At 74.3% G+C, this 18,856-nt stretch carries 17 protein-coding genes; 10 read left to right on the top strand and 7 right to left on the bottom strand.

Features of this window, described 5'->3' with window-relative positions:
* Nucleotides 1-2 precede the first annotated feature (2 nt).
* Entirely contained in the window at nt 3-974 is a 972-nt protein-coding gene (locus ACZ79I_RS30240) for a lysylphosphatidylglycerol synthase transmembrane domain-containing protein (RefSeq protein WP_471501339.1), read from the bottom strand.
* Complete coding sequence (locus ACZ79I_RS30235; RefSeq protein WP_471501337.1) at nt 971-2,473, bottom strand: hypothetical protein; 1,503 nt, start codon at nt 2,471-2,473, stop codon at nt 971-973. The genes ACZ79I_RS30240 and ACZ79I_RS30235 overlap by 4 nt, the downstream gene beginning before the upstream one ends.
* A 259-nt stretch (nt 2,474-2,732) precedes the next feature.
* Here ACZ79I_RS30235 and ACZ79I_RS30230 point away from each other — a divergent pair, with 259 nt between their 5' ends.
* The 3 genes from ACZ79I_RS30230 to ACZ79I_RS30220 all read left to right on the top strand — a co-directional run bounded on the left by ACZ79I_RS30230 (nt 2,733) and on the right by ACZ79I_RS30220 (nt 5,476).
* Nucleotides 2,733-3,146 (top strand): BlaI/MecI/CopY family transcriptional regulator, encoded by a 414-nt coding sequence (locus ACZ79I_RS30230; RefSeq protein ID WP_471501335.1) that lies wholly within the window; start codon nt 2,733-2,735, stop codon nt 3,144-3,146.
* Nucleotides 3,143-4,045, top strand: coding sequence for a M48 family metalloprotease (locus tag ACZ79I_RS30225; protein WP_471501333.1), 903 nt, complete (start codon nt 3,143-3,145; stop codon nt 4,043-4,045). Before ACZ79I_RS30230 ends, ACZ79I_RS30225 begins: the two co-directional genes overlap by 4 nt.
* A 540-nt stretch (nt 4,046-4,585) precedes the next feature.
* Nucleotides 4,586-5,476: an aminoglycoside phosphotransferase family protein gene (locus tag ACZ79I_RS30220; RefSeq protein WP_471501331.1), complete on the top strand. Its 891-nt coding sequence runs from the start codon at nt 4,586-4,588 to the stop codon at nt 5,474-5,476.
* Nucleotides 5,477-5,551: 75 nt separating this feature from the next.
* Here ACZ79I_RS30220 and ACZ79I_RS30215 read toward each other — a convergent pair whose 3' ends face one another.
* Nucleotides 5,552-6,136: a rhodanese-like domain-containing protein gene (locus ACZ79I_RS30215; protein ID WP_471501329.1), complete on the bottom strand. Its 585-nt coding sequence runs from the start codon at nt 6,134-6,136 to the stop codon at nt 5,552-5,554.
* 107 nt (nt 6,137-6,243) lie between these two features.
* Between ACZ79I_RS30215 and ACZ79I_RS30210 the strand changes: the two genes are divergently transcribed.
* Nucleotides 6,244-6,531: a metal-sensitive transcriptional regulator gene (locus tag ACZ79I_RS30210; protein WP_471501327.1), complete on the top strand. Its 288-nt coding sequence runs from the start codon at nt 6,244-6,246 to the stop codon at nt 6,529-6,531.
* A 41-nt stretch (nt 6,532-6,572) separates the two neighbouring features.
* Here ACZ79I_RS30210 and ACZ79I_RS30205 read toward each other — a convergent pair whose 3' ends face one another.
* Genes ACZ79I_RS30205 through ACZ79I_RS30195 form a run of 3 tightly spaced genes read right to left on the bottom strand, consistent with a single transcriptional unit; the run spans nt 6,573 to nt 9,100 of the window.
* Complete coding sequence (locus ACZ79I_RS30205; protein WP_471501325.1) at nt 6,573-7,319, bottom strand: sulfite exporter TauE/SafE family protein; 747 nt, start codon at nt 7,317-7,319, stop codon at nt 6,573-6,575.
* The gene (locus ACZ79I_RS30200) at nt 7,316-7,684 is read right to left on the bottom strand and encodes a rhodanese-like domain-containing protein (protein ID WP_471501323.1); all 369 of its coding nucleotides are present in this window, start codon (nt 7,682-7,684) and stop codon (nt 7,316-7,318) included. The genes ACZ79I_RS30205 and ACZ79I_RS30200 overlap by 4 nt, the downstream gene beginning before the upstream one ends.
* Nucleotides 7,685-7,732: 48 nt before the next feature.
* Nucleotides 7,733-9,100 carry a rhodanese-like domain-containing protein gene (locus ACZ79I_RS30195; RefSeq protein WP_471501321.1) on the bottom strand — a complete coding sequence of 456 codons (1,368 nt, stop codon included), beginning with the start codon at nt 9,098-9,100 and terminating at the stop codon, nt 7,733-7,735.
* A gap of 179 nt (nt 9,101-9,279) precedes the next feature.
* Here ACZ79I_RS30195 and ACZ79I_RS30190 point away from each other — a divergent pair, with 179 nt between their 5' ends.
* From ACZ79I_RS30190 to ACZ79I_RS30170, 5 genes are all read left to right on the top strand, one after another.
* On the top strand, nt 9,280-9,684 hold the full coding sequence (locus ACZ79I_RS30190) for a DUF302 domain-containing protein (protein ID WP_471501319.1): 405 nt from the start codon (nt 9,280-9,282) through the stop codon (nt 9,682-9,684).
* 164 nt (nt 9,685-9,848) lie between these two features.
* Entirely contained in the window at nt 9,849-12,299 is a 2,451-nt protein-coding gene (locus tag ACZ79I_RS30185; protein WP_471501317.1) for a PEP/pyruvate-binding domain-containing protein, read from the top strand.
* 362 nt (nt 12,300-12,661) lie between these two features.
* Complete coding sequence (locus ACZ79I_RS30180) at nt 12,662-14,050, top strand: rhodanese-like domain-containing protein (protein WP_471501315.1); 1,389 nt, start codon at nt 12,662-12,664, stop codon at nt 14,048-14,050.
* Nucleotides 14,051-14,172: 122 nt separating this feature from the next.
* Nucleotides 14,173-14,757: a rhodanese-like domain-containing protein gene (locus ACZ79I_RS30175; protein WP_471501313.1), complete on the top strand. Its 585-nt coding sequence runs from the start codon at nt 14,173-14,175 to the stop codon at nt 14,755-14,757.
* On the top strand, nt 14,754-15,671 hold the full coding sequence (locus ACZ79I_RS30170) for a sulfite exporter TauE/SafE family protein (protein ID WP_471501311.1): 918 nt from the start codon (nt 14,754-14,756) through the stop codon (nt 15,669-15,671). Before ACZ79I_RS30175 ends, ACZ79I_RS30170 begins: the two co-directional genes overlap by 4 nt.
* Before the next feature lie 298 nt (nt 15,672-15,969).
* On the opposite strand, the gene ACZ79I_RS30165 is transcribed toward ACZ79I_RS30170, so the two are convergent.
* Nucleotides 15,970-17,238 carry a PucR family transcriptional regulator gene (locus ACZ79I_RS30165; protein WP_471501309.1) on the bottom strand — a complete coding sequence of 423 codons (1,269 nt, stop codon included), beginning with the start codon at nt 17,236-17,238 and terminating at the stop codon, nt 15,970-15,972.
* 147 nt (nt 17,239-17,385) lie between these two features.
* Here ACZ79I_RS30165 and ACZ79I_RS30160 point away from each other — a divergent pair, with 147 nt between their 5' ends.
* Nucleotides 17,386-18,855 (top strand): class I adenylate-forming enzyme family protein, encoded by a 1,470-nt coding sequence (locus tag ACZ79I_RS30160; RefSeq protein ID WP_471501307.1) that lies wholly within the window; start codon nt 17,386-17,388, stop codon nt 18,853-18,855.
* Nucleotide 18,856: the final 1 nt, after the last annotated feature.

Genomic DNA, 18,856 nt, shown 5'->3' with positions numbered 1-18,856 from the left:
GCTCACAGCTCCTTGCGCCGTAGGAGCACGCCCAGTACCACCAGTCCGGGGACCAGCGGCAGCCACACCGTCAGCAGCCGGTAACCGATGACCGCCGAGGCGGCCGCGCTGCCCGTGGCTCCGACGAGCGTGAGCGCGAGGGCGAGCGCGGCGTCCAGGGAGCCGATACCGCCGGGGGTCGGCAGCAGGACGGCCGCGCTGGAGGCCGCGAGGTAGGCCAGCGCCACCCGGTCGGGCGGGAGCGCCAGCCCGAGGGCCCGGGTGACGGCGACCACCACCAGCGCGTGCAGCGAGGCGAAGGCCAGCGAGCCGCCCCACAGGGCGGCGGCCCGGCCGGGAAGCCGGTGCACCGCGCGTACGTCCGTGAGCACCGCCCGGGAGGCGCGGCGCAGCGGCCCGGGCAGCAGCACCACGAGGGCGACCACCGCCAGGAGGGCGGCGGCCACCGTGACCGTCGAAAGCCCCGGGCGGCGCAGCAGCCCGGGATCGGCGAGCGCGAGGAGGGCGATCAGCGCGCCGCGGGTCGCGGCCCCTGCGGCGGCCTTGACCGCGAGCGCGGCCGCCGAGCGGGGCACGGACAGTCCGCTGCGGGTCAGGAAGCGCAGATTGACGGCGCCCGCGCCGAGTCCCGCGGGCAGCACATGGTTGGCCGCGGACGCCGCGAACTGCACGGCCAGCAGCCGCCCCGCGGGCAGTGCCTCGGTCACCGCGCCCTGCTGGGCGAGCGCCGAACACGCCCACGTCGCCACCGTGGCGGTCGCGCCCAGCAGCAGCCAGCCCGGGTCGGCGCCCGCCAGCCGCTCGGCGCCGGCCTCGATCACGGGCCAGTGGTGCCCGGCGAGGAACACGGCGCAGGCGAACACGGCAAGGGTGACGGCGACGTGCCAGGGGGCCCGTGTGCGCACCCGAGGGGCGGCGGTGGCGGTCGGCACCGGCACGGCGGGTGCCGCGTCCGTGCCCGGGGAAGGGGTCATCGGCGCCCGCCCCCCGCCGCCGGGGCCACGCGGATGCGGATGCCCTCGAAGGAGTGGACAGGCCAGTCACGCGCGTACGACGGAGGGCGGCCGGTGGGGGTGCCGAGGTAGGCGGTGGGCTTGAGCCGTGCGGTGCGCACGATGCCGGCGGCGGTGGTGTTGGCGTTGCTTCCGCTGGTCGCGGCGGAGGAGCAGCCGGTGTAGAAGGCGATCGGCAGTGCCTCGTTCCCGGTCAGCAGACAGGGCGGCCGGACCCCGAGCCGGTGCAGTTCGGCCGCCGTCCGGGACCAGGCCCGCCGGTCGGCTGCCGAGCGGTCCACGGTGCCGTGCAGCACCGCGTACTGCGCCGCCAGATGCCCGGCGAGCCCGATCGCCACCAGGGTCGCGGTGACCGGCCGCCACCGGCCGTCCGGCGCCGTCACCACGTCGAGGAGCACATCGGCGACGGGGATGGCGAGCAGGGCGTAGGCGGGAAGCAGGAAGCGGGGCGCGGCGTACCCGATCATGAAGAGGTACGGAATGGCCGCCGTCGCCGCGCAGGCCAGCGGCAGCAGGGTGCGGGCGGGGCGCCCGGACCGCAGCGCGACGGCCGCCGAGAGCGCGGCGAGCACGGGCAGCACGAACCACCAGGCGGTCAGCGCCGGGTTGGGCAGGTCGCCGGTGCACGGGCGGCACAGGGCGCGCCCGCCGAGGCTGCGCACCTGGTCGACGACGGCGATGTTCCAGCCGAGTCCGCCCTGGATCCGGGAGCCGTCGGACAGGCGCTGCCAGAGCCCCCCGTAGCCGGCGTACGCCTCGGCGATCCACTCGGCGGCGCCCGCGGCCAGCCCGCCCACCAGCGCCAGCAGCAGCGGCAGGCGCCGCCACCGGCGGACGAGGAGCAGCAGGATCAGCAGCGGAGCCGACGCCCAGACGGCGTCGGTGGGCCGCATCCACATCATCAGCGCGGCACTCACCGCGAGTCCCCACACGGCCGCCCGGTCCGTGCCGTCCGCGTGGGCCCGCAGGAAGCAGCCGGTGCCGGCCAGGGCACCGATCGCGATCCAGTAGTTGGGCATGGCCTGCGGACCGTAGAACAGGGTCACCCACAGGGTCGCGAACAGCGCGCCGCCGAGGGCGAGTACACGGGCCGGGAACACACCCCGCCAGGAGCGCAGGGCGAGGAACAGGGCGGCCCCGGACAGCACCGCCAGATACACACGCAGCAGCCCCGTGGAGGAGGACCACGAGGTGACCGGGGCGACCAGCAGGGATATGCCGCGGGCGCGCGGCGCGCTGAAGTACGCCGCGGGGGCGTGGGCGCTGATCTGGCTCACGTATACCGTCTCGTCCCAGCCGAGTCCCAGACCCGGTCCCACGAGGACGAGTTGGGCCAGCGTGAAGGCGCCCGCGACGAGGGCGAGCAGGGCCTGGCCGCGGTCGCGCCACGACAGGCCCGCGACCGACGGCGCCGCGAGCCGGCGGACGTCCGCGAGCGTGGTGTGCGAGCTGTGCGCCATGACCACCCTTCACCCCCTGCAGAGCGTAGGGGCATCTCGCCCTACACGCCGTAGGGTTTCGGTGGATGCCGGGAAAGAAGTCGGTAAAACACGGACAAGTTAGCGCGGCCGGTCCGGGGGTGCAGCGCGGAGCCGGGCGCGATCCGGCCACCTTGCGGACGGCACTGCGCCACAGGGGTGAACAGGGCCCGCCCCGGGGGCGTTCGACGTCTTCCGCGGCCGGGGTCACCACTCCCCTACGCACTGTAAGGTTGCGGGCATGGCTGGCAGAGGCCCGCAGGGCAGGGTGGAACGACGCAGCGCCGGGGAGTTGGAGAGCGAGGTGCTCGCCGCGCTGTGGGCCACCGAGCAGGCACTCACGCCGGCCGAGGTCCAGTCGGAGATCGACGGCGACCTCGCCTACAACACCGTGCACACCATCCTCAAACGCCTTTACGACAAGGGACTTGTGCTGCGTGACGTGGACGGGCGGCGCGGCGCGTACCGGCCCGCGAAGAACGCGGCCGAACTGACCGCCGAGGCCATGCACAAGGCACTCGACCGGGGCCCGGACCCGATCGCCACGCTGCAGCAGTTCGTGTCCGGCCTGCGCCCCGAGGAGGAGCAGGCCCTGCGCGACCTCCTCGGCGGGGCCACGGACAGGCCGCGGGTTCCCGGCGGGGCCGGCGCATGAGGTTCGACGTCTACCTCCCGATCCTGCTCTCGCTCCTGCTGGCCGCGATCAGCCCGCTCGTCGCCCGGCGGGTGGCGCCCGCGCTCGCGGCCCGGGTGCTGACCGCGTCCGCCGTCTTCACCGCGGCGGCCACCACCTGGTCCCTCGTCCTGCTCGCGGCCACCCTGGTCAATCAGGCGCCACAGGTCGTGGCCGACGCCCACGACGACGGCCGCCGGCTGCCCGACCCGGTCCCGGAGGCGATCGCCCTCGCCGCCGTGCCGGCCCTGGTCCTCGTCGCCGTGCGCGTGTACCGCACCGCACGGGCCGAACGCGTCATGCGCCGCGCGCTGCGGGCCCTATGCGCCGGGCATCCGGCGGACACGGAGCTGGTCGTCGCCGCCTCGCCCGTGCCGCAGGCCTTCGCCATCCCCGGCGACGGCGGCGCGCCGGGCCGGATCCTGGTCACCTCGGGGATGCTGCGCGCCCTCGAACCGGCGGAGCGCCGGGTGCTGCTGGCCCATGAGCGGGCCCATCTCGCGCACCGGCACGCGCTGATGTCGAGGGCCGTCGCGCTCGCCGCCGCGGCCGATCCGCTGCTCGCACCCCTCCGCGCCACGGTGGCCTTCCTCGTGGAGCGCTGGGCGGACGAACAGGCGGCCGACGCGGTCGGCGACCGCACCACCACGGCCCGCGCCCTCGCCCGCGCCGCCCTGACCGCCGGGCGCCGCCCGCCGCCGTGCGCGCTGGGCTTCGCCCGGCACGCGGTCACCCGCCGCGTCGCCGCCCTCCAGGCCGGCCCGCCCCCGTCCCTGTGGCCGCTCGCGGCGACGACGCTCGCGCTCGGCGCGCTGCCCGCGCTGGGGGCCCTGGACGCGACGGGGGATCTGCTGCGCCTGCTGGAGCACGTACCGGTGTGAGCCGGCGAGCCGGACCACCGGCCGGCGCCACCGGTCGCCGGCACGGACACCAGCCGCCGGCACCCGCACCAGTCACCGGCCACCGGCCACCGGCCACCGGCCACCGGCCACCGGCCACCGGCCACCGGCCACCGGCAGCAGCTGACGACCCGTCAACCAGGGTGCGCGCAACCCCCCGGCCGGGTCACCGGTCACCACACGGGGGAATCGAACGCAGGGGCTCGCGCCGTTTCACCGGGAACGACCGGCCGGACACGGGCATCCCGAATCTTTGTCCGAGAATTAGCTCCCGCGCACCCGTTACGAGTCCATGATCAGGGCGGTTGTTCGGTCGCTTGTCCGCATCGGCGTGAACCCTGGAGGAATCATGAACCCCGTCCCCGCCCCTGCCGTCCTTCGCCCCCTGTTCGAGAACCGGCCCGTACGGCCCGCCGCCGCCGGGCACGCGGTTGACGCCGGGGCCCGCACCGAGACGGGCCGTGGTGGTACCCGCCTCGGCGGCCGTCCGTCCACATCACGCCCGGCACCGAGGTGGGGCGCATGACCCCGCACACCCCGATCCCGCCCGCCCTGGCGGAGTGGGCCGAGGACGTCGTCGGGCCCGTCCGGTCCGTGCGGGACGTGTCCCACCCCCGCCCCGAGTCCCGCGTCTGGGAGCTGACGTCCGCCAACGGCCGCACCTTCCTCAAGGTGGCGCCGACACCGAAGTTCTACGCCCGGGAGACCCGCGCCTACCGCGAAGCGGCCCCCTCCCTGGAACGGGGCACGGTGCCGCGGTTGGTGGAGACCGACGCACGGCACCGGGCCCTGCTGCTGACCGCGGTCCCCGGCCGCGCCGTACCGGCCCTCGCGCTCGCTCCGGCCCAGCGGCGGGCCCTGCACCGCAGGGCGGGTTCATGGCTGCGCCGGTTCCACGGCGACGCCCGTGACCTGACCGCCCGGGACCATGCGGAGGCGGCGGGCGAGGTCGAGCGCGCCGCCCGCAACGCCGAGGTCCACCTGGAGCGCGCCGGGAACCTGATCGGGGCGCGGGAGCGGGACACCGTACGCCGGCATGCGGCCGCGCTGGCGCTGCTCGGCCCGTTGCCGGCCGGTTACGTCCACGGCGACTTCCAGGAACGCAACTGGCTGTACGACACCGGGCCCGGCGCGCTCGCCGTGGTCGACCTGGAACGGGCCCGGCCGCACGCCGCGGTCTTCGACGTCGTCCGGCTCGTCTGCGGGCCCTGGGCCGAGGACCCGGGGCTGAGGACCGCCTTCTTCGAGGGTTTCGGGCGCCGGCTGACGGCCTCCGAGGAGGCGGCGCTGCGCTGTCTGTGCGCGGTGGACGCGGCGAGCGCCGTCTCCTGGGGCGTGCCGCACGGCGACGAGGAGGTCGTCGCCCGGGGCCGCGCCACCCTGGCCCGGCTGCTGGAGGGCGACGTCGTGTGAGGGGGCGGCGCACGGATGGCTGAGCCGCCCGGGGCCGGGGGACGCGCGTCCCCCGGCCCCGGGCGGCAGGCGGGGTCAGCGGCTGCGGAGTTGCGCGAGGACAGCCTCGAGGTCGGCCGCGCGGGGGCGGTTGTGGGGCAGCTTGGCCAGCATGACCGCCATGCCGCAGGTGTTGGTGAGGGCGGAGAACACCAGTCCGCCGGCGATGCCGGCCGAGAGCAGCAGGAAGGCGGGGTGGATCAGCAGTCCGAGGGCCAGGCCGAGGAGGACGACCGCGCCGGCGGTGAAGCGGACCTGGCGTTCCATGTTCCAGGTGGCGCGATCGCCGTGGGCGGCCGGCTGGTGGAGGTCGTGGCCCTCGGCGGCCCAGGCGCCGGTACCGCCGGCGAGCGCGGCGGTGGGGATCCCGTGCTCGGCCAGAAGCCTGCAGGCGTTCTCGGAGCGGGCGCCGGAGGCGCACACCACCAGCACGTCGCCGCGCTCGGCGGCGTCCCGGATGTCGGGCAGCGCGCGTTCGACGGCGTCCAGCGGGATGTTGAGGGCGCCGGGCAGGTGGCCGGAGGCGTACTCGCCGGGCGTGCGCACGTCGATGACGGTCAGCTCGTGCAGCCGGGTGCGTGCCTGGCCGGCGGCGAGGGTCACAGGGACAGGAGCGGTCATGGCAGAAGTAATCCCCTTGTGTCCTTATCGTCGATGCTGTCCCGATGCGGGACGTCGTACAGTACCCCGATGGGTATTTCCCCGAACGGGCGTTTCAAGGAGTGGTCATGCAGCTGGACCTGGTGGACACGGATCTGAAGGCCGTGCTGAACCGGCTGCGCCGCGCGCAGGGCCAGATCTCCGGCGTGATCCGCATGATCGAGGAGGGCCGCGACTGCGAGGACGTCGTCATGCAGCTGGCCGCCGCCTCCCGCGCCCTGGACCGGGCCGGCTTCGCGATCATCGCCACCGGTCTGCAGCAGTGCGTCACCGGCATGGAATCCGGCCGCGGTGACGGCGAGACCGTCGACGAGCTGCGCGCCCGTCTGGAGAAGCTGTTCTTGTCGCTGGCGTGACCGCGCCCGCCGGCGGCCGTCGCCGGGCGGACCGGGGTGCGTCACAGCACCGAGTCGATCAGCATGAACGCGGCGACCGCCAGCAGCACCACGGCGAAGATGCGCTGCAGCGTGGGCCCGGACACCTTGGCGGCCAGCCGTTTGCCGTCCCAGGCGCCGAGGATCGCGGCCGCGATGAACGGGCCGATGATCGCCCAGTCCAGCCGCTCGACCGTGCCGACCCGGGTGGTGAGCGCGGCCACCGAGTTCACGCTGATCACCAGTAGACTCGTGCCCACCGCCACCCGCATCCGCATGCCGAGGACGCCCACCAGCGCCGGCACGGCGAGGAACCCGCCGCCCACGCCGAGGATGCCGGTGACGGCGCCGAGCCCCGCACCGGCCGCCGCCGCACGGCCCGGCCGCACCGGCCCGGCGGTCTCCGGCCCCTGCCGCACGCGCAGCATCCGAAGAGCGGCGCCCGCCGCGACCACCGCGAAGGCCGCCGTCAGCGCCGCCGCCGGCAGCCGCGCGGCGACCACGCTGCCCAGCATCGCCGGGCCGATGCCCGCCGCCGCGAACAGGAGCCCTGTGCGCCAGCGCACATGACCGTCACGGGCATGCGCCGACAGGGCGGTGACCGAGGTGATGGTCACGATGACGAGACTCCCGGTGGTCGCCGCGACCGGGCTGAATCCGAGCAGATAGATCAGGGCGGGGACGGCGAGCACACTGCCGCCGCCCCCGAGCGCCCCGAGAGCCAGGCCGATGACGGCCCCGGCTGTCAGAGCGAGGATCACAGCACTCACGCGACCGTGCCGTCCTCGCCCCGCTCATCCACGACCCGCAGCCCGGCCTGCGACCACTCCTGCATTCCCCCGATCACGTCCACCACCTGGGCGCCCCGCTCCTCCAGCAGCTCGGCGGCCTTCTGGGAACGGCCGCCCGAACGGCAGATCACCACCAGCGGCCGCCCCTGCGCCTCGGGCGGCAGCGGCGAGCCCCCGGCCAGTCCCGACAAGGGCGCGTGGACCGCCCACGGGGCATGGCCCATCTGCCACTCGAGCGCTTCCCGCACGTCCAGCAACACGGCCCGGCCGGCGGTGTCGGGACCGGTGCGTTCGACGGCCTCGGCTATGGTGACCCGGTCGGGACCGGGGTGGAACACGTTCATGGGTGTTGCTTCTCCCTTCGGGCGAGTCGGCGTCGTGCCGATGCCCGATCAGTCGTTCCGGACGGTGAGTCCGGCCTTCTCGGCGTTGTCATAGGCGTCGTCGACGGCGACGACGCTGCGGCCGGCCGCGTCCAGCAGGGACGCGGCGATGGCGGCACGCATGCCGCCCGCGCAGTGCACCCAGACCTCGCCCTCCGGCACCTCGTCGAGCCGGCGGTGCAGGGTGTGGATCGGGATGTGGACCGAGCCCTCGACGAAGCCGTCGGCCCGCTCGGAGTCGCGCCGCACATCCAGCACGACGACGCCCTCGCCGCGGCGCCGGCCCGCCAGGTCGGCGAACGTGGCCCGCGGGAAGGAGGCCGGCGTCTCCCCCTCGCGCACCCAGGCGGACGGCTCGCCGGTGGCCGCGGCCGCCGGACGCTCGATACCGACGCGCACCAGCTCCCGCTGGGCGGCGCCCAGTTGCTCGGCGGACTCCGCCAGCAGGGTCACCGGCTTGCCCCACGGGATCAGCCAGGCCAGGTACGTGGCCAGCTGTCCCTCGGCCTCGAAGTTGAACGAACCCGCCACATGCCCGGCCGCGAACGCGACCCGGTTGCGCAGGTCCACCACCCACTCCCCCGCCGCGAGCCGGGCGGCGATCTCCTCGGCGTCGGCCACCGCGGGCGGGGTCAGGTCGACCGCTGCGGGGCCGGCCGCGTTCACCGGGCCCATGTGCGTGTAGTAGGCGGGGATGTCGTCCAGGCCGGCCAGGAGGCCGGCGACAAAGCTGTCCACGTCCTGCGTGAGCGCCTCGTTGGCCGTCTTCTCCCTGCCGATGGTCGTGTCCGTGCCCTCGGCCTGGCTGGAGGAGCAGAAGCTGCCGAAGCCGTGGGTGGGCAGCACCGCCGTCGCGTCGGGCAGCTCGGCGGCCAGCCGGTGGGCGGAGGCGTGCTGGGCCCGGGCGAGGTCCTCGGTCAGCCGGGGTTCGACCAGATCCGGCCGGCCGACCGTGCCGATCAGCAGCGAGCCGCCGGTGAACACGGCGACCGCCGCCCCGCCGTCCTGGAGCACGTAGGAGGTGTGGTGCGGCGTGTGGCCGGGGGTCGCGATCGCCCGCAGGGACACGCCCGCCTCGGCGTCGACGACCGTGGTCTCCCCGTCGCGCACCGGTATGCGCTCGAAGTCCACCCGGGCCCCGGCAGGCACGAGGTAGGCGGCGCCGGTGAGACGGGCCAGCTCCAGACCTCCGGTGACATAGTCGTTGTGGATGTGGGTCTCGACGACGTGCGAGATGCGTACCCCGCGCCGGGCCGCCGCCGCGATCATCCGGTCGACGTCGCGTGGTGGATCGACCGCCACCGCAGTCCTGTCGCCACCGGCCAGGTAGCTGCGGTTGCCGAGCCCCGCCACCTCTACGGTGTCCACGAAGAACACGCTGTGACACTTCCTTTCATACGGAAATTACCCCCGGGGGTATGTAATTGACACTAACATGAGTACCCCTTGGGGTATTCCAGCCATGGTTAAATCCCGGCCAACTCCCGAGTACCTCGAGTGACCTGGAACACCCGCTCCCACCTGACACGATCTGTTTCCGGAAAGGGGCAGCCCTCATGCGCTACGACCGCACAGTGCGCCTGAACACCGATTTCGCCACCACCGTGAGCCGGGTCCGCGAAGCCCTTGCGGAGCACGGCTTCGGCATCCTCACCGAGATCAACGTCACAGCCACCCTGAAGGCCAAGCTCGACCTCGACATGGAGGACTACGTCATCCTCGGCGCCTGCAACCCGCCGCTCGCCCACCGCGCCCTGCAGGCCGACCGCACCATCGGTCTGCTCCTGCCGTGCAACGTCGTCGTCCGCGCCGACGGAGACCGCACGGTGGTCCAGGCCCTGGACCCGGGCACGATGGTCGCCCTCACGGAACTCGACGCCATCCGCCCGGTCGCCGAGGAGGCCACCCGGCGCCTCGACGCGGCCCTCGCCTCCCTCACCACGCCCGGCACGGACACCTGACCCCGCGCGCACCGGGAGCGGTCGACCGAGGCCCGCGCACCGGGAGCGGGTCGGCCGAGGCCCGCGCACCGGGGGTGGTCACCCGGCACCCCGCGCCGCCCCGGGCGATCCTGGAGTGGGACGCCGCGAGCCGCCCCGGCCCGGCACGAGGTGAGGGCGAGACGATGACCGCCACCGACTACGTGGTCCCGCTGGACCGGGTGACCCGCGCGGACGTGGAGCTCGCGGGCGGCAAGGCCGCGAACCTGGGCGAACTGATCCGCGCCGGGTTCCCGGTGCCGCCCGGATTCGTGGTGACGACCGCGGCCTGCCGGCCCCCGGACACAGGCCGGCACGGCCGCGGCACGGCCGACGGCGCGGCCGTCCGTGCGGCCGTGCGCAACGCCGAGGTCCCCGGGGCGGTGCGTGCGGCGGTGTACGCCGCGTACCGGGAACTGGGCGGCGGCGCGGTCGCCGTACGGTCGAGCGCCACCACGGAGGATCTGCCGCGGGCGGCGTCCGCCGGCCAGCAGGACACGTTCCTCCATGTCGTCGGTGAGCGGGACCTGCTCGACGCGGTCCGCCGCTGCTGGGCCTCCCTGTGGACCGACCGCGCCATCGACTACCGCGCCGGCCACGGCATCGACCACCGCCGGGCCGGGATCGCCGTCGTCGTGCAGCGCATGGTGCCCGCCGAGTTCGCGGGGGTCGCCTTCACCTGCGACCCCGTGACCGGCGACCGGCACACGGTGGTCATCGACGCGAGTCCGGGGCTCGGCGAGGCCGTCGTCGCGGGACTGGTGACCCCCGAGCACATCGTGGTCGACACCCGGCGGCGGGCGCGTGTGGTCGCCCACAGCGCGGGAGGCGGCGAGGTCCTCGTCCGCCCGCGCGCCGTCGGCGGCACCGAGCGGGTGGCCGGGGACCGCCCGGCGACCGGGCTGCCCGCGCCCGCGGTGCGGCGGCTCGTCCGGCTGGCCAGGAGGGTGGAGCGGCACTTCGGCAGGCCCCAGGACATCGAGTGGGCCTGGGCCGGCGGCACCGTCCACCTCCTGCAGACACGCCCCGTGACCGCGCTGCCGGAGCAGCCCGTCACCCCGGGGCGCGTCCAGCGCCTCGTGGCCCCGATGCTCGCGGAGGTCGTGCCGGTGCGGCCGTACCCGATCGACCTCACCGCGTGGGTGGGCCCGCTTGTGCGCCTGTTCGAGAAGCCGGCCCGCGTCACCGGGTTCGCGCTGCCGCCCCTGGACCGGATGTTCGTCGGCGAGGACGCCGTGGTGGCCCGCGTGGAGTTCCCGATGCCGCGGCCCACGTGGCGCGCGCTGACGGCACCGGTGCACCTCGTGAGCGCGGCGGCCCGGTACGACCCCCGCCGCTGGAGGTCGGATCCGCTCCTCGACGCGGCGCGGCAGCGCGCCCGGGCTCTGCGGGAACGGGACCTGCGCGGCTGCTCCTGGCCGGAACTGCTCGCCGTGCTGCGGGAAGGGCCGCGCATCGCCGCCCAGGTGCTGGTGCTGCGGCTGCGCTATCTGCCCCGCACCGGCCTGGCGCTGGCGGGGCTGTTCGCGCTGCTGTGCGTGTTGCGCCGGCGCGGGCTGCTGGGCGCGCTGCTGACCGGAGTGGACACCCTGACCTCCGAGGCGAACCGCGCCCTGGAGGACCTGGCCGCCGCCGTCCGCGCCGACCCCGGCCTCCTGGACGCCTTCGCGCGCCACCCCGCCGGCGAGCTGCCCGGCGTTCTCAGGGCGTCGGCTCCGTCGTTCCTCGCCGATGTCGAGGCGTTCCTCGACCGCTACGGGCACCGCGACACGGTCACCCCGCTCCTCGTGTCCCAGCCGACGTGGCGCGAGCGGCCCGACGTGGTCCTCTCGCTGCTGACGGCGCTGGCCTCGCGGCCGCCGCCGCGGGAGGGCCCGTGCCCGGCCGCCGGGGCCGAGCGGGAACTGCTCTCCCGCCCCCTGCTGCGTCTGGGCCCGCCCGTTCTGCGGACGGCGGTGCGGGCACTGCTGGGCCAGGCCCGGTGGTTCCAGCAGGTGCGCGACGACACCCGCTTCCTGGCCATGCTGCCCCTGCCCACCATGCGGCAGGCCCTGCGGGAGGCGGCCCGCAGGCTCGCCGGGGCGAAGGCGCTGGACGGCCCCGAGGACATCGTCCATCTGCGTCTGGACGAGCTCGAACGCATCGGGACCTGGCCGCCGTCCCCCGCCCTCCGCGCCGAACTGCGCGCCCACGCGGCACGCCGGAAGGCGGCGCGCGCACGGCTCGCCGGTACACCGCTCGTACCGCTTGCGGCGACCCCCGCCGAGGCGGGTGCGGGCGTCGTGCTGCGCGGCACCCCCGGCAGCGCGGGCGTCGCGGAGGGCCCGGTGCGGATCGTCCACGACGAGGCCGGCTTCGGCGGCCTGCGCAGCGGCGAGGTCCTGGTGGCGCCCTACACCAGCCCCGCCTGGACGCCGCTGTTCCGCAGGGCCGCGGCCGTCGTCGTCGACACCGGCGGCATGGCGTCCCACGCCGCGATCGTGGCGCGCGAATACGGCATCCCCGCGGTCATGGCGACCGGCCGGGCCACGACCCGGCTCACCGACGGGCAACGGGTGAGAGTCGACGGCGGCCAAGGGCTGGTGCTTCTGTTCTAAACCTCGGGTAAATACCCCGGAGGGTATTTGACAAGCCCGATAACCAGCCTTTACCGTCGGTGGCGTAATACCCCAGGGGGTATCTGGAGGAAAGTATGACCCGCGACGTGGAGCTCTACGGTGTGCAGCACTCCCCGCTGTCCGCGCCGTCCGCCGCGGCTTCCGGCCTGCCCGAGGGGCGGCCGGTGTAGACGACCCGCAGGAGCCGACACTCCCGTCACTCCCGGCGCCACCCGCGCCCGCGTCCCGCGCGGGCCGCGCCGTCGTGGCGGTGCCTGCTCCCGGGCCGGCCGAGCCCTCCCCCTGCACACCCGCACCTATACCCCTAGGGGTATAGAGACCCCTTCCAGACGGAGGTATCCGTGTTCTTCGCCCAGTACTACCTGGACTGCCTCTCCCAGGCCTCGTACATGATCGCCGACGAGACCACCGGCCAGGCCGTGGTCGTCGACCCCCGCCGGGACATCTCCGAGTACCTGGCCGACGCCGAGGCGCGCGGCTACACCGTCGTCGGCGTCATCAACACCCACTTCCACGCCGACTTCATCGCCGGGCACCTGGAGATGGCGTCCCGCACCGGAGCCTGGATCGGCTACGGCCAGCGCGCCGAGACGGAATACGCCGTCCGGAAGTTCACCGACGGCGACCGCGTCGCCCTCGGCGACGTCACCCTCGAGATCATGGAGACCCCCGGGCACACCCCGGAGTCCATCAGCGTCCTGGTCTACGAGCACGCCGACGACACCGTCCCGTACGGGGTCCTGACCGGCGACGCCCTGTTCATCGGGGACGTGGGCCGTCCCGACCTGCTGGCCTCGATCGGCGTGACCGCCGACGAGCTCGGCGCCATGCTCTACGACAGCGTCCAGAACAAGCTGATGGGCCTGCCGGACGAGGTCCGCGTCTTCCCCGCCCACGGCGCCGGGTCCTCCTGCGGCAAGAACCTCTCGAACGAGAAGCAGTCCACCATCGGCGCGCAGCGCGCCACCAACTACGCCTGCGCCCCCATGACCGAGGCCGAGTTCATCGCCATCGTCACCGCCGGGCAGCCCTCCGCACCCGGGTACTTCGTCTACGACGCGATCCTCAACCGCAAGGAGCGGGAGCTGTACAACGAGGCCGCGGCGCCGCGACCGCTGACCACGGAGGAGTTCATGGAGCGGCGCGCGGCCGGCGCGGTGGTGGTCGACGCCCGCAGCATGGAGGAATACGCCGCCGGACACCTGCGCGGCGCGGTCAACGTGCCCGAAGACGGCCGGTTCGCCGAGTGGGTCGGCACCGTACTCGAGCCCGGCCAGGAGCTGCTGGTCATCGCGCCGCAGAACCGCGAGGAGGAGGCCGTCACCCGGCTCGCCCGGATCGGCTTCGACCGCGTGGCGGGCTACCTGCGCAGCCCCGAGGACGCCCTGATCGCCGCGGCCGACGAGGTCGTTCCCGCCAGCCGGCTGACCGCCACGCAGCTGCGCGATGCCCTGAAGGGGGAGCAGCCCCCGGTCGTCATCGACGTGCGCAACTGCGGAGAGCGCGACGCGAGCGGATCCATCGAGGGCGCCCTGCCCATCTCGCTGGGTGAGCTGCCGCGCCGCCTCGACGAGATCCCCACCGACCGGCCGCTGGTCCTGCACTGCGCGGGCGGCCTCCGTTCCTCGATCGCCGCCAGCCTGCTGCGTCACCGCGGCTACGAGGACGTCTCCGACGTGCTGGGCGGCTACATGGCCTGGGAGCAGCTCAACGCCCCCGCCGCCGTCTGATCCTCCCGACCTGAAACCGGCGGCCCGCCGGGCCCCTTGCCCGACCGGCCGCCGGTGCCCGGACCGGCCGCCCCGTACTCACCGCATTTCCTGCCTTTTCACAAACTCACGACGGAGCCATCATGACCACCGACGCCACTCGCGCCGCCGGCCTGACCCCCGCCGCCCTCGAAGAACTCATCAAGCACGGGGACGGCCCCCGCCTGCTGGACGTGCGCACGCCCGGCGAGTTCCGCACCGCTCACATCCCCGGCGCCTACAACGTCCCGCTGGACACACTGCGGGAGCACCGCGCCGAACTGCTCAACCACCTCGACCAGGACGTGGTCCTCATCTGCCTTGCCGGCGGCCGCGCGGCCCAGGCGGAGCAGGCGCTCGCCGAGGCCGGCCTGCCCAACCTGCGCGTCCTGACCGGCGGCATGAAGGCCTGGGAAGCTTCCGGTGGTCCCGTCACCCGGGGACCGGAGCGCTGGGACCTGGAGCGCCAGGTCCGCCTGATCGCGGGGTCCGTGGTCCTGGTCTCCGGGATCGCCGGCCTGTTCGTCCCCGGCGTGCACCTGATCGGCACCTTCATGGGCGCCGGGCTGACCTTCGCCGCCCTCAGCAACACCTGCGCCATGGGCATGCTGCTGTCCAAGCTGCCCTACAACCGCGGCCCGCGCACCGACATCCGGACCGTCATCTCCTCGCTGCGAGAGCATTCATGATCACCATCGTCCTCCTGGCCTCCGTGCTCATCGGGATCAGCCTCGGCATCCTCGGTGGCGGCGGCTCGATCCTGACCGTGCCGATCCTGGTCTACCTGGCCGGTCAGGACAGCAAGGAAGCCATCGCGACCTCCCTCTTCGTCGTCGGCGTCACCAGCCTGGTGGGGCTCGTCCCGCACGCCCGCGCCGGCCGGGTGCGCTGGCGCACGGGCCTGGTGTTCGGCGCGGTCAGCATGGTGGGCGCCTACGCCGGCGGACGGGTGGCCGAGTACATCCCGGGCACCGTGCTGCTCATCGCCTTCGCGCTGATGATGCTCGCCACGGCGGCCGCCATGCTCCGCAAGCCCCGCAAGGCCGCCGCGCCCAAGCCGGCCCACCACGAACTGCCCGTGAAGCACATCGTGATCGAGGGCCTGGTCGTGGGCGCGGTGACCGGTCTGGTGGGCTCCGGCGGCGGGTTCCTGGTCGTACCGGCGCTCGCCCTGCTCGGCGGACTGCCCATGAGCGTGGCCGTGGGCACCTCGCTCCTGGTCATCGCCATGAAGTCGTTCTCCGGTCTCGCCGGGCACCTCGCCGGGGTGCAGATCGACTGGAACATGGCGCTCATGGTCACCGGGGCGGCCGTCGTCGGCAGCCTCGTCGGCAGCCGCTTCGCCGGGCGCATCCCGCAGGACACGCTGCGCAAGGCGTTCGGCTGGTTCGTCGTCGTCATGGGTGTCTTCGTACTCAGCCAGCAGCTCGACACCGCCGTCTGGACCAACCCGCTGACCTGGGTCGGTATCGGTCTCGCGGGAGTGGTGGCGCTGGTCTGGCGGACCGTGGCGGCACGCCGCGGCGAGGCCCTGGCGGAGGCACGCGCCCACGAGCCGGGCACACGCGAGCCGGGCGCACGCGAGCCGAGCGCACGGTCGTGACCCTGCACGAGGGGCCTGCCGGACGGATGCGTCCCGCAGGCCCCTCGTGCTGTCCGGCCGACGGGGCCGGCGGGGACCAGCGCCCCGCGCCCCGGCCGGCCTCGGCGCCCATCGCGCCGCCGACCGCGGGGACGGCGTCCGGGTCGCCGGTGTGCGCGCACACCCCGGCTTCCGACTTTACGCACCGTCTGGATACTTGACGTAAAGTGCACAGGCTGCCGTCCGCCGGAGAAATCGCAGGTCGGACGGGGTTCTTCAGCGGAGGCGCGGACGACTTCGCCGAGTCCTCGGGGGCCGGTCAGCCCCCCGGCAGTATCGCGTCCCCCAGCCAGTGCGCCGCGACCAGCGCAAGCTCCAGCTCCAGGCGGTCGTCCTCCAGCGGGCGGCCGCGCTGGGCGACGGCGCGGGCGATGCGGTACTTGACGGTGTTCCTGTGCACGTGCAGGCGATCCGCCGCGGCGACGAGGCTCCCGCGTTCCTGGATCAGCACGAGCAGGGTCTCGCGCAGCCTGGCGGCGCTCTCGGTCCGGGCGGCCAGTTCGCCCAGCGAGGTGGTCACCAGGCGGCGGGTGCGGGGCAGGTCGGCCGTGAGGAGCGCGGCGGCGCCGACGCCGGGATCGGTGTAGCTCACGACCGAGGGCGGCTCGCCGGTGCCGAACGTGGCCACGCGAAAGGCCTGCAGGGCGTCCTCGTGGGTGTTCCGGAAGCCGGCCAGTCCCGGGGCCGGAGTGCCGAGGGCCGCGTGCACGCGTGGTGCGGTACGGTCCAGGGCCGCGGCGGCGGCCTCGGTGTCGGCCGCCGTCCCGCGGCCGAGCGGGAACCAGACCCAGGCCGAGGCCCAGTCCTTCGGCCAGAACACGGGGCTGCCCACGGCGCCCAGGGCCTGCCCGAGGCGGCCGGCCGCGGACTCCAGCCGCGGCAGGTCGTCCGGTGCGTCGTGCCCGCTCGCGGTCCACAGCACCGCACCCAGGTGGTGCCGGCGCAGCCGGATGCCCAGCGTGGCCTCGGCGGCGGACTCCTCGACCGCGTCCCCGGCCAGGATCCGCTCCAGGGTCTCCGCCCTGACCGTGTTGCGGTGGGAGAGCCAGCGCTCGCGCTCGGCCTGGTACTCCTCGATGACCTGCTCGGAGACGGTGTCGATGTAGACGAAGTTCAGCCCGAGCAGGGCGCGCACGGCGGCCAGCGCCCGCGCCGGGTCGGGGTACTCGCGGACCAGTTCCGCGACGGACCACGCCAGGTGCAGATGCTGCCCGAGCCGGTACGCGCGCACCAGCGCGGTCACGGCGGCGCCGCGTTGTGCCAGCCTGCGCGCGTACTCCCGGGCCTCCACGGGGGCCACCAGCTCGGCGAGTTCCAGCTCGCCGCGGTAGAGCGCGCTCGCCGCGCGCAGGTTGCTCTCCACGCTCCGCGCGAGCAGAGCCGCGGTCGTCCGGTCCTGCGGCAGCTCCGGGATCTGCTCCTCCATGGCGGCGGCCATGGCCGTGGTGAGGTCCACCAGTTGCTCGGCGAGGGCGGCACCGATCACGCCGACGTCGGCGGGCACCTCCACGTCGTGACGCCCCGCCATCCCGGCACCTCCACCAACTGCCCGTCCGGCCAAGGAATGCGGCCCGCCGGGACCATTCTGACCCCATTCCTTGTCTCCCGAGGACAGTGTCGCCCGTCACAACCCTTCCTACCTTCGACGCACCCCCTCGAAAGGCAGGAGCCATCCATGACGCCACCGGCGTATCTCCCCTGGTCCGCGGACCCGGCCCACGCCCACCGCCCGTGCGTCCGCGACGAACGGCATCAGCTCACCTACGCGGAGTTCGCCGCGTGGGTGGAGGCGGCGGCCGAGCAGTTCGCCGAGCACGGCATAGGGCGCGGGTCGGTCGTGGCGGTCATGCTGCCTAACCGCGTCGAACTCCTCGTCGCGATGGCCGCCGCGTGGCGGCTCGGCGCGGCCGCGACGCCGATCAACCCGGCGTTCACCGCCGAGGAGGCCGACTACCAGATCACGGACGCCGGCAGCGTCCTCGTCGTGAACCTCGGTCCGGGCACGCCCGACGGTGGCCGGCCCAGCCTCGCCGCCGACGAACTGCGGCGTGTGCCCGTGGGGCCGGTGCTGCCCGCGGCGCGGACCTCACCGGACGAACTGGCCCTGCTGGTCTACACGAGCGGGTCGACGGGCCGGCCCAAGGGGGTGATGCTGGACCACGCCAACCTTGAGTCGATGACCTCGATGATGGCCGACCTGATGCGGCTCACCGCCGACGACCACTGCCTGCTCTTCCTCCCGCTCTTCCACGTGAACGCGATCTGCGTCAGCTTCCTGTCGCCGATGCGCACGGGCTCCCGGCTGACGCTGATGAGCCGGTTCACCGTCGACGGGTTCCTCGACGCCGTGGAGCGGCAGCGTCCGACGTACTTCTCGGGCGTGCCCACGATCTACACCATGCTGCTCGCGCAGCCGCGCGACGCGGACTTCTCCTCGGTGCGGTTCGCCGTGTGCGGGGCCGCGCCGGCCTCGAAGGACCTGCTCGACGCGGTCGAGCAGCGCTTCGGCTTCGTGCTGGCGGAAGGCTACGGCCTGACCGAGTGCACCTGCGCGGCCACCAGCAACCGGTGGTGGGGCGAGCGCAGGGCCGGCACGGTCGGCCCGGCGTTCCCGGGGACGCGGGTGGAGATCATGGGCTCCGACGGAACGATCCTGCCCCGCGGCCGGCGCGGCGAGGTGGTCGTCCGGGGGCCCCACGTGATGCGCGGCTACCTCAACCGTCCCGAGGCCACGGCCGAGACCCTGCGCGGCGGCTGGCTGCACACCGGCGACGTCGGCGTCCTCGACGAGGACGGCTGTCTGCGCATCGTCGACCGGATCAAGGACATGATCATCCGGGGCGGCGAGAACATCTACCCCAAGGAGATCGAGACCGTCCTGCTCTCCCGCGAGGGCGTCTGCGAGGCCGCCGTGATCGGCCAGCCCGACGAGCGGTTCGGCGAGGTCCCGTTCGCCTATGTGGCACTGCACCCCGGCGCCGCCGTCACCGCTCAGGACCTCGTCGAGGCGTGTGGCGCGAACATGGCCCGCTACAAGGTGCCCGTGGGCGTGCGGATCCTCGACGCCCTCCCCAAGAACCCCATCGGCAAGATCGACAAGCCCGCGCTGCGCCGGCAGCACGAGACCGTCACCACCGGAGCGTGAG

Source organism: Streptomyces sp. PSU-S4-23 (genome assembly GCF_055632315.1).
The sequence above is the reverse complement of the archived record's forward strand: the minus strand, read 5'-3'. Positions and strand labels throughout refer to the sequence as shown.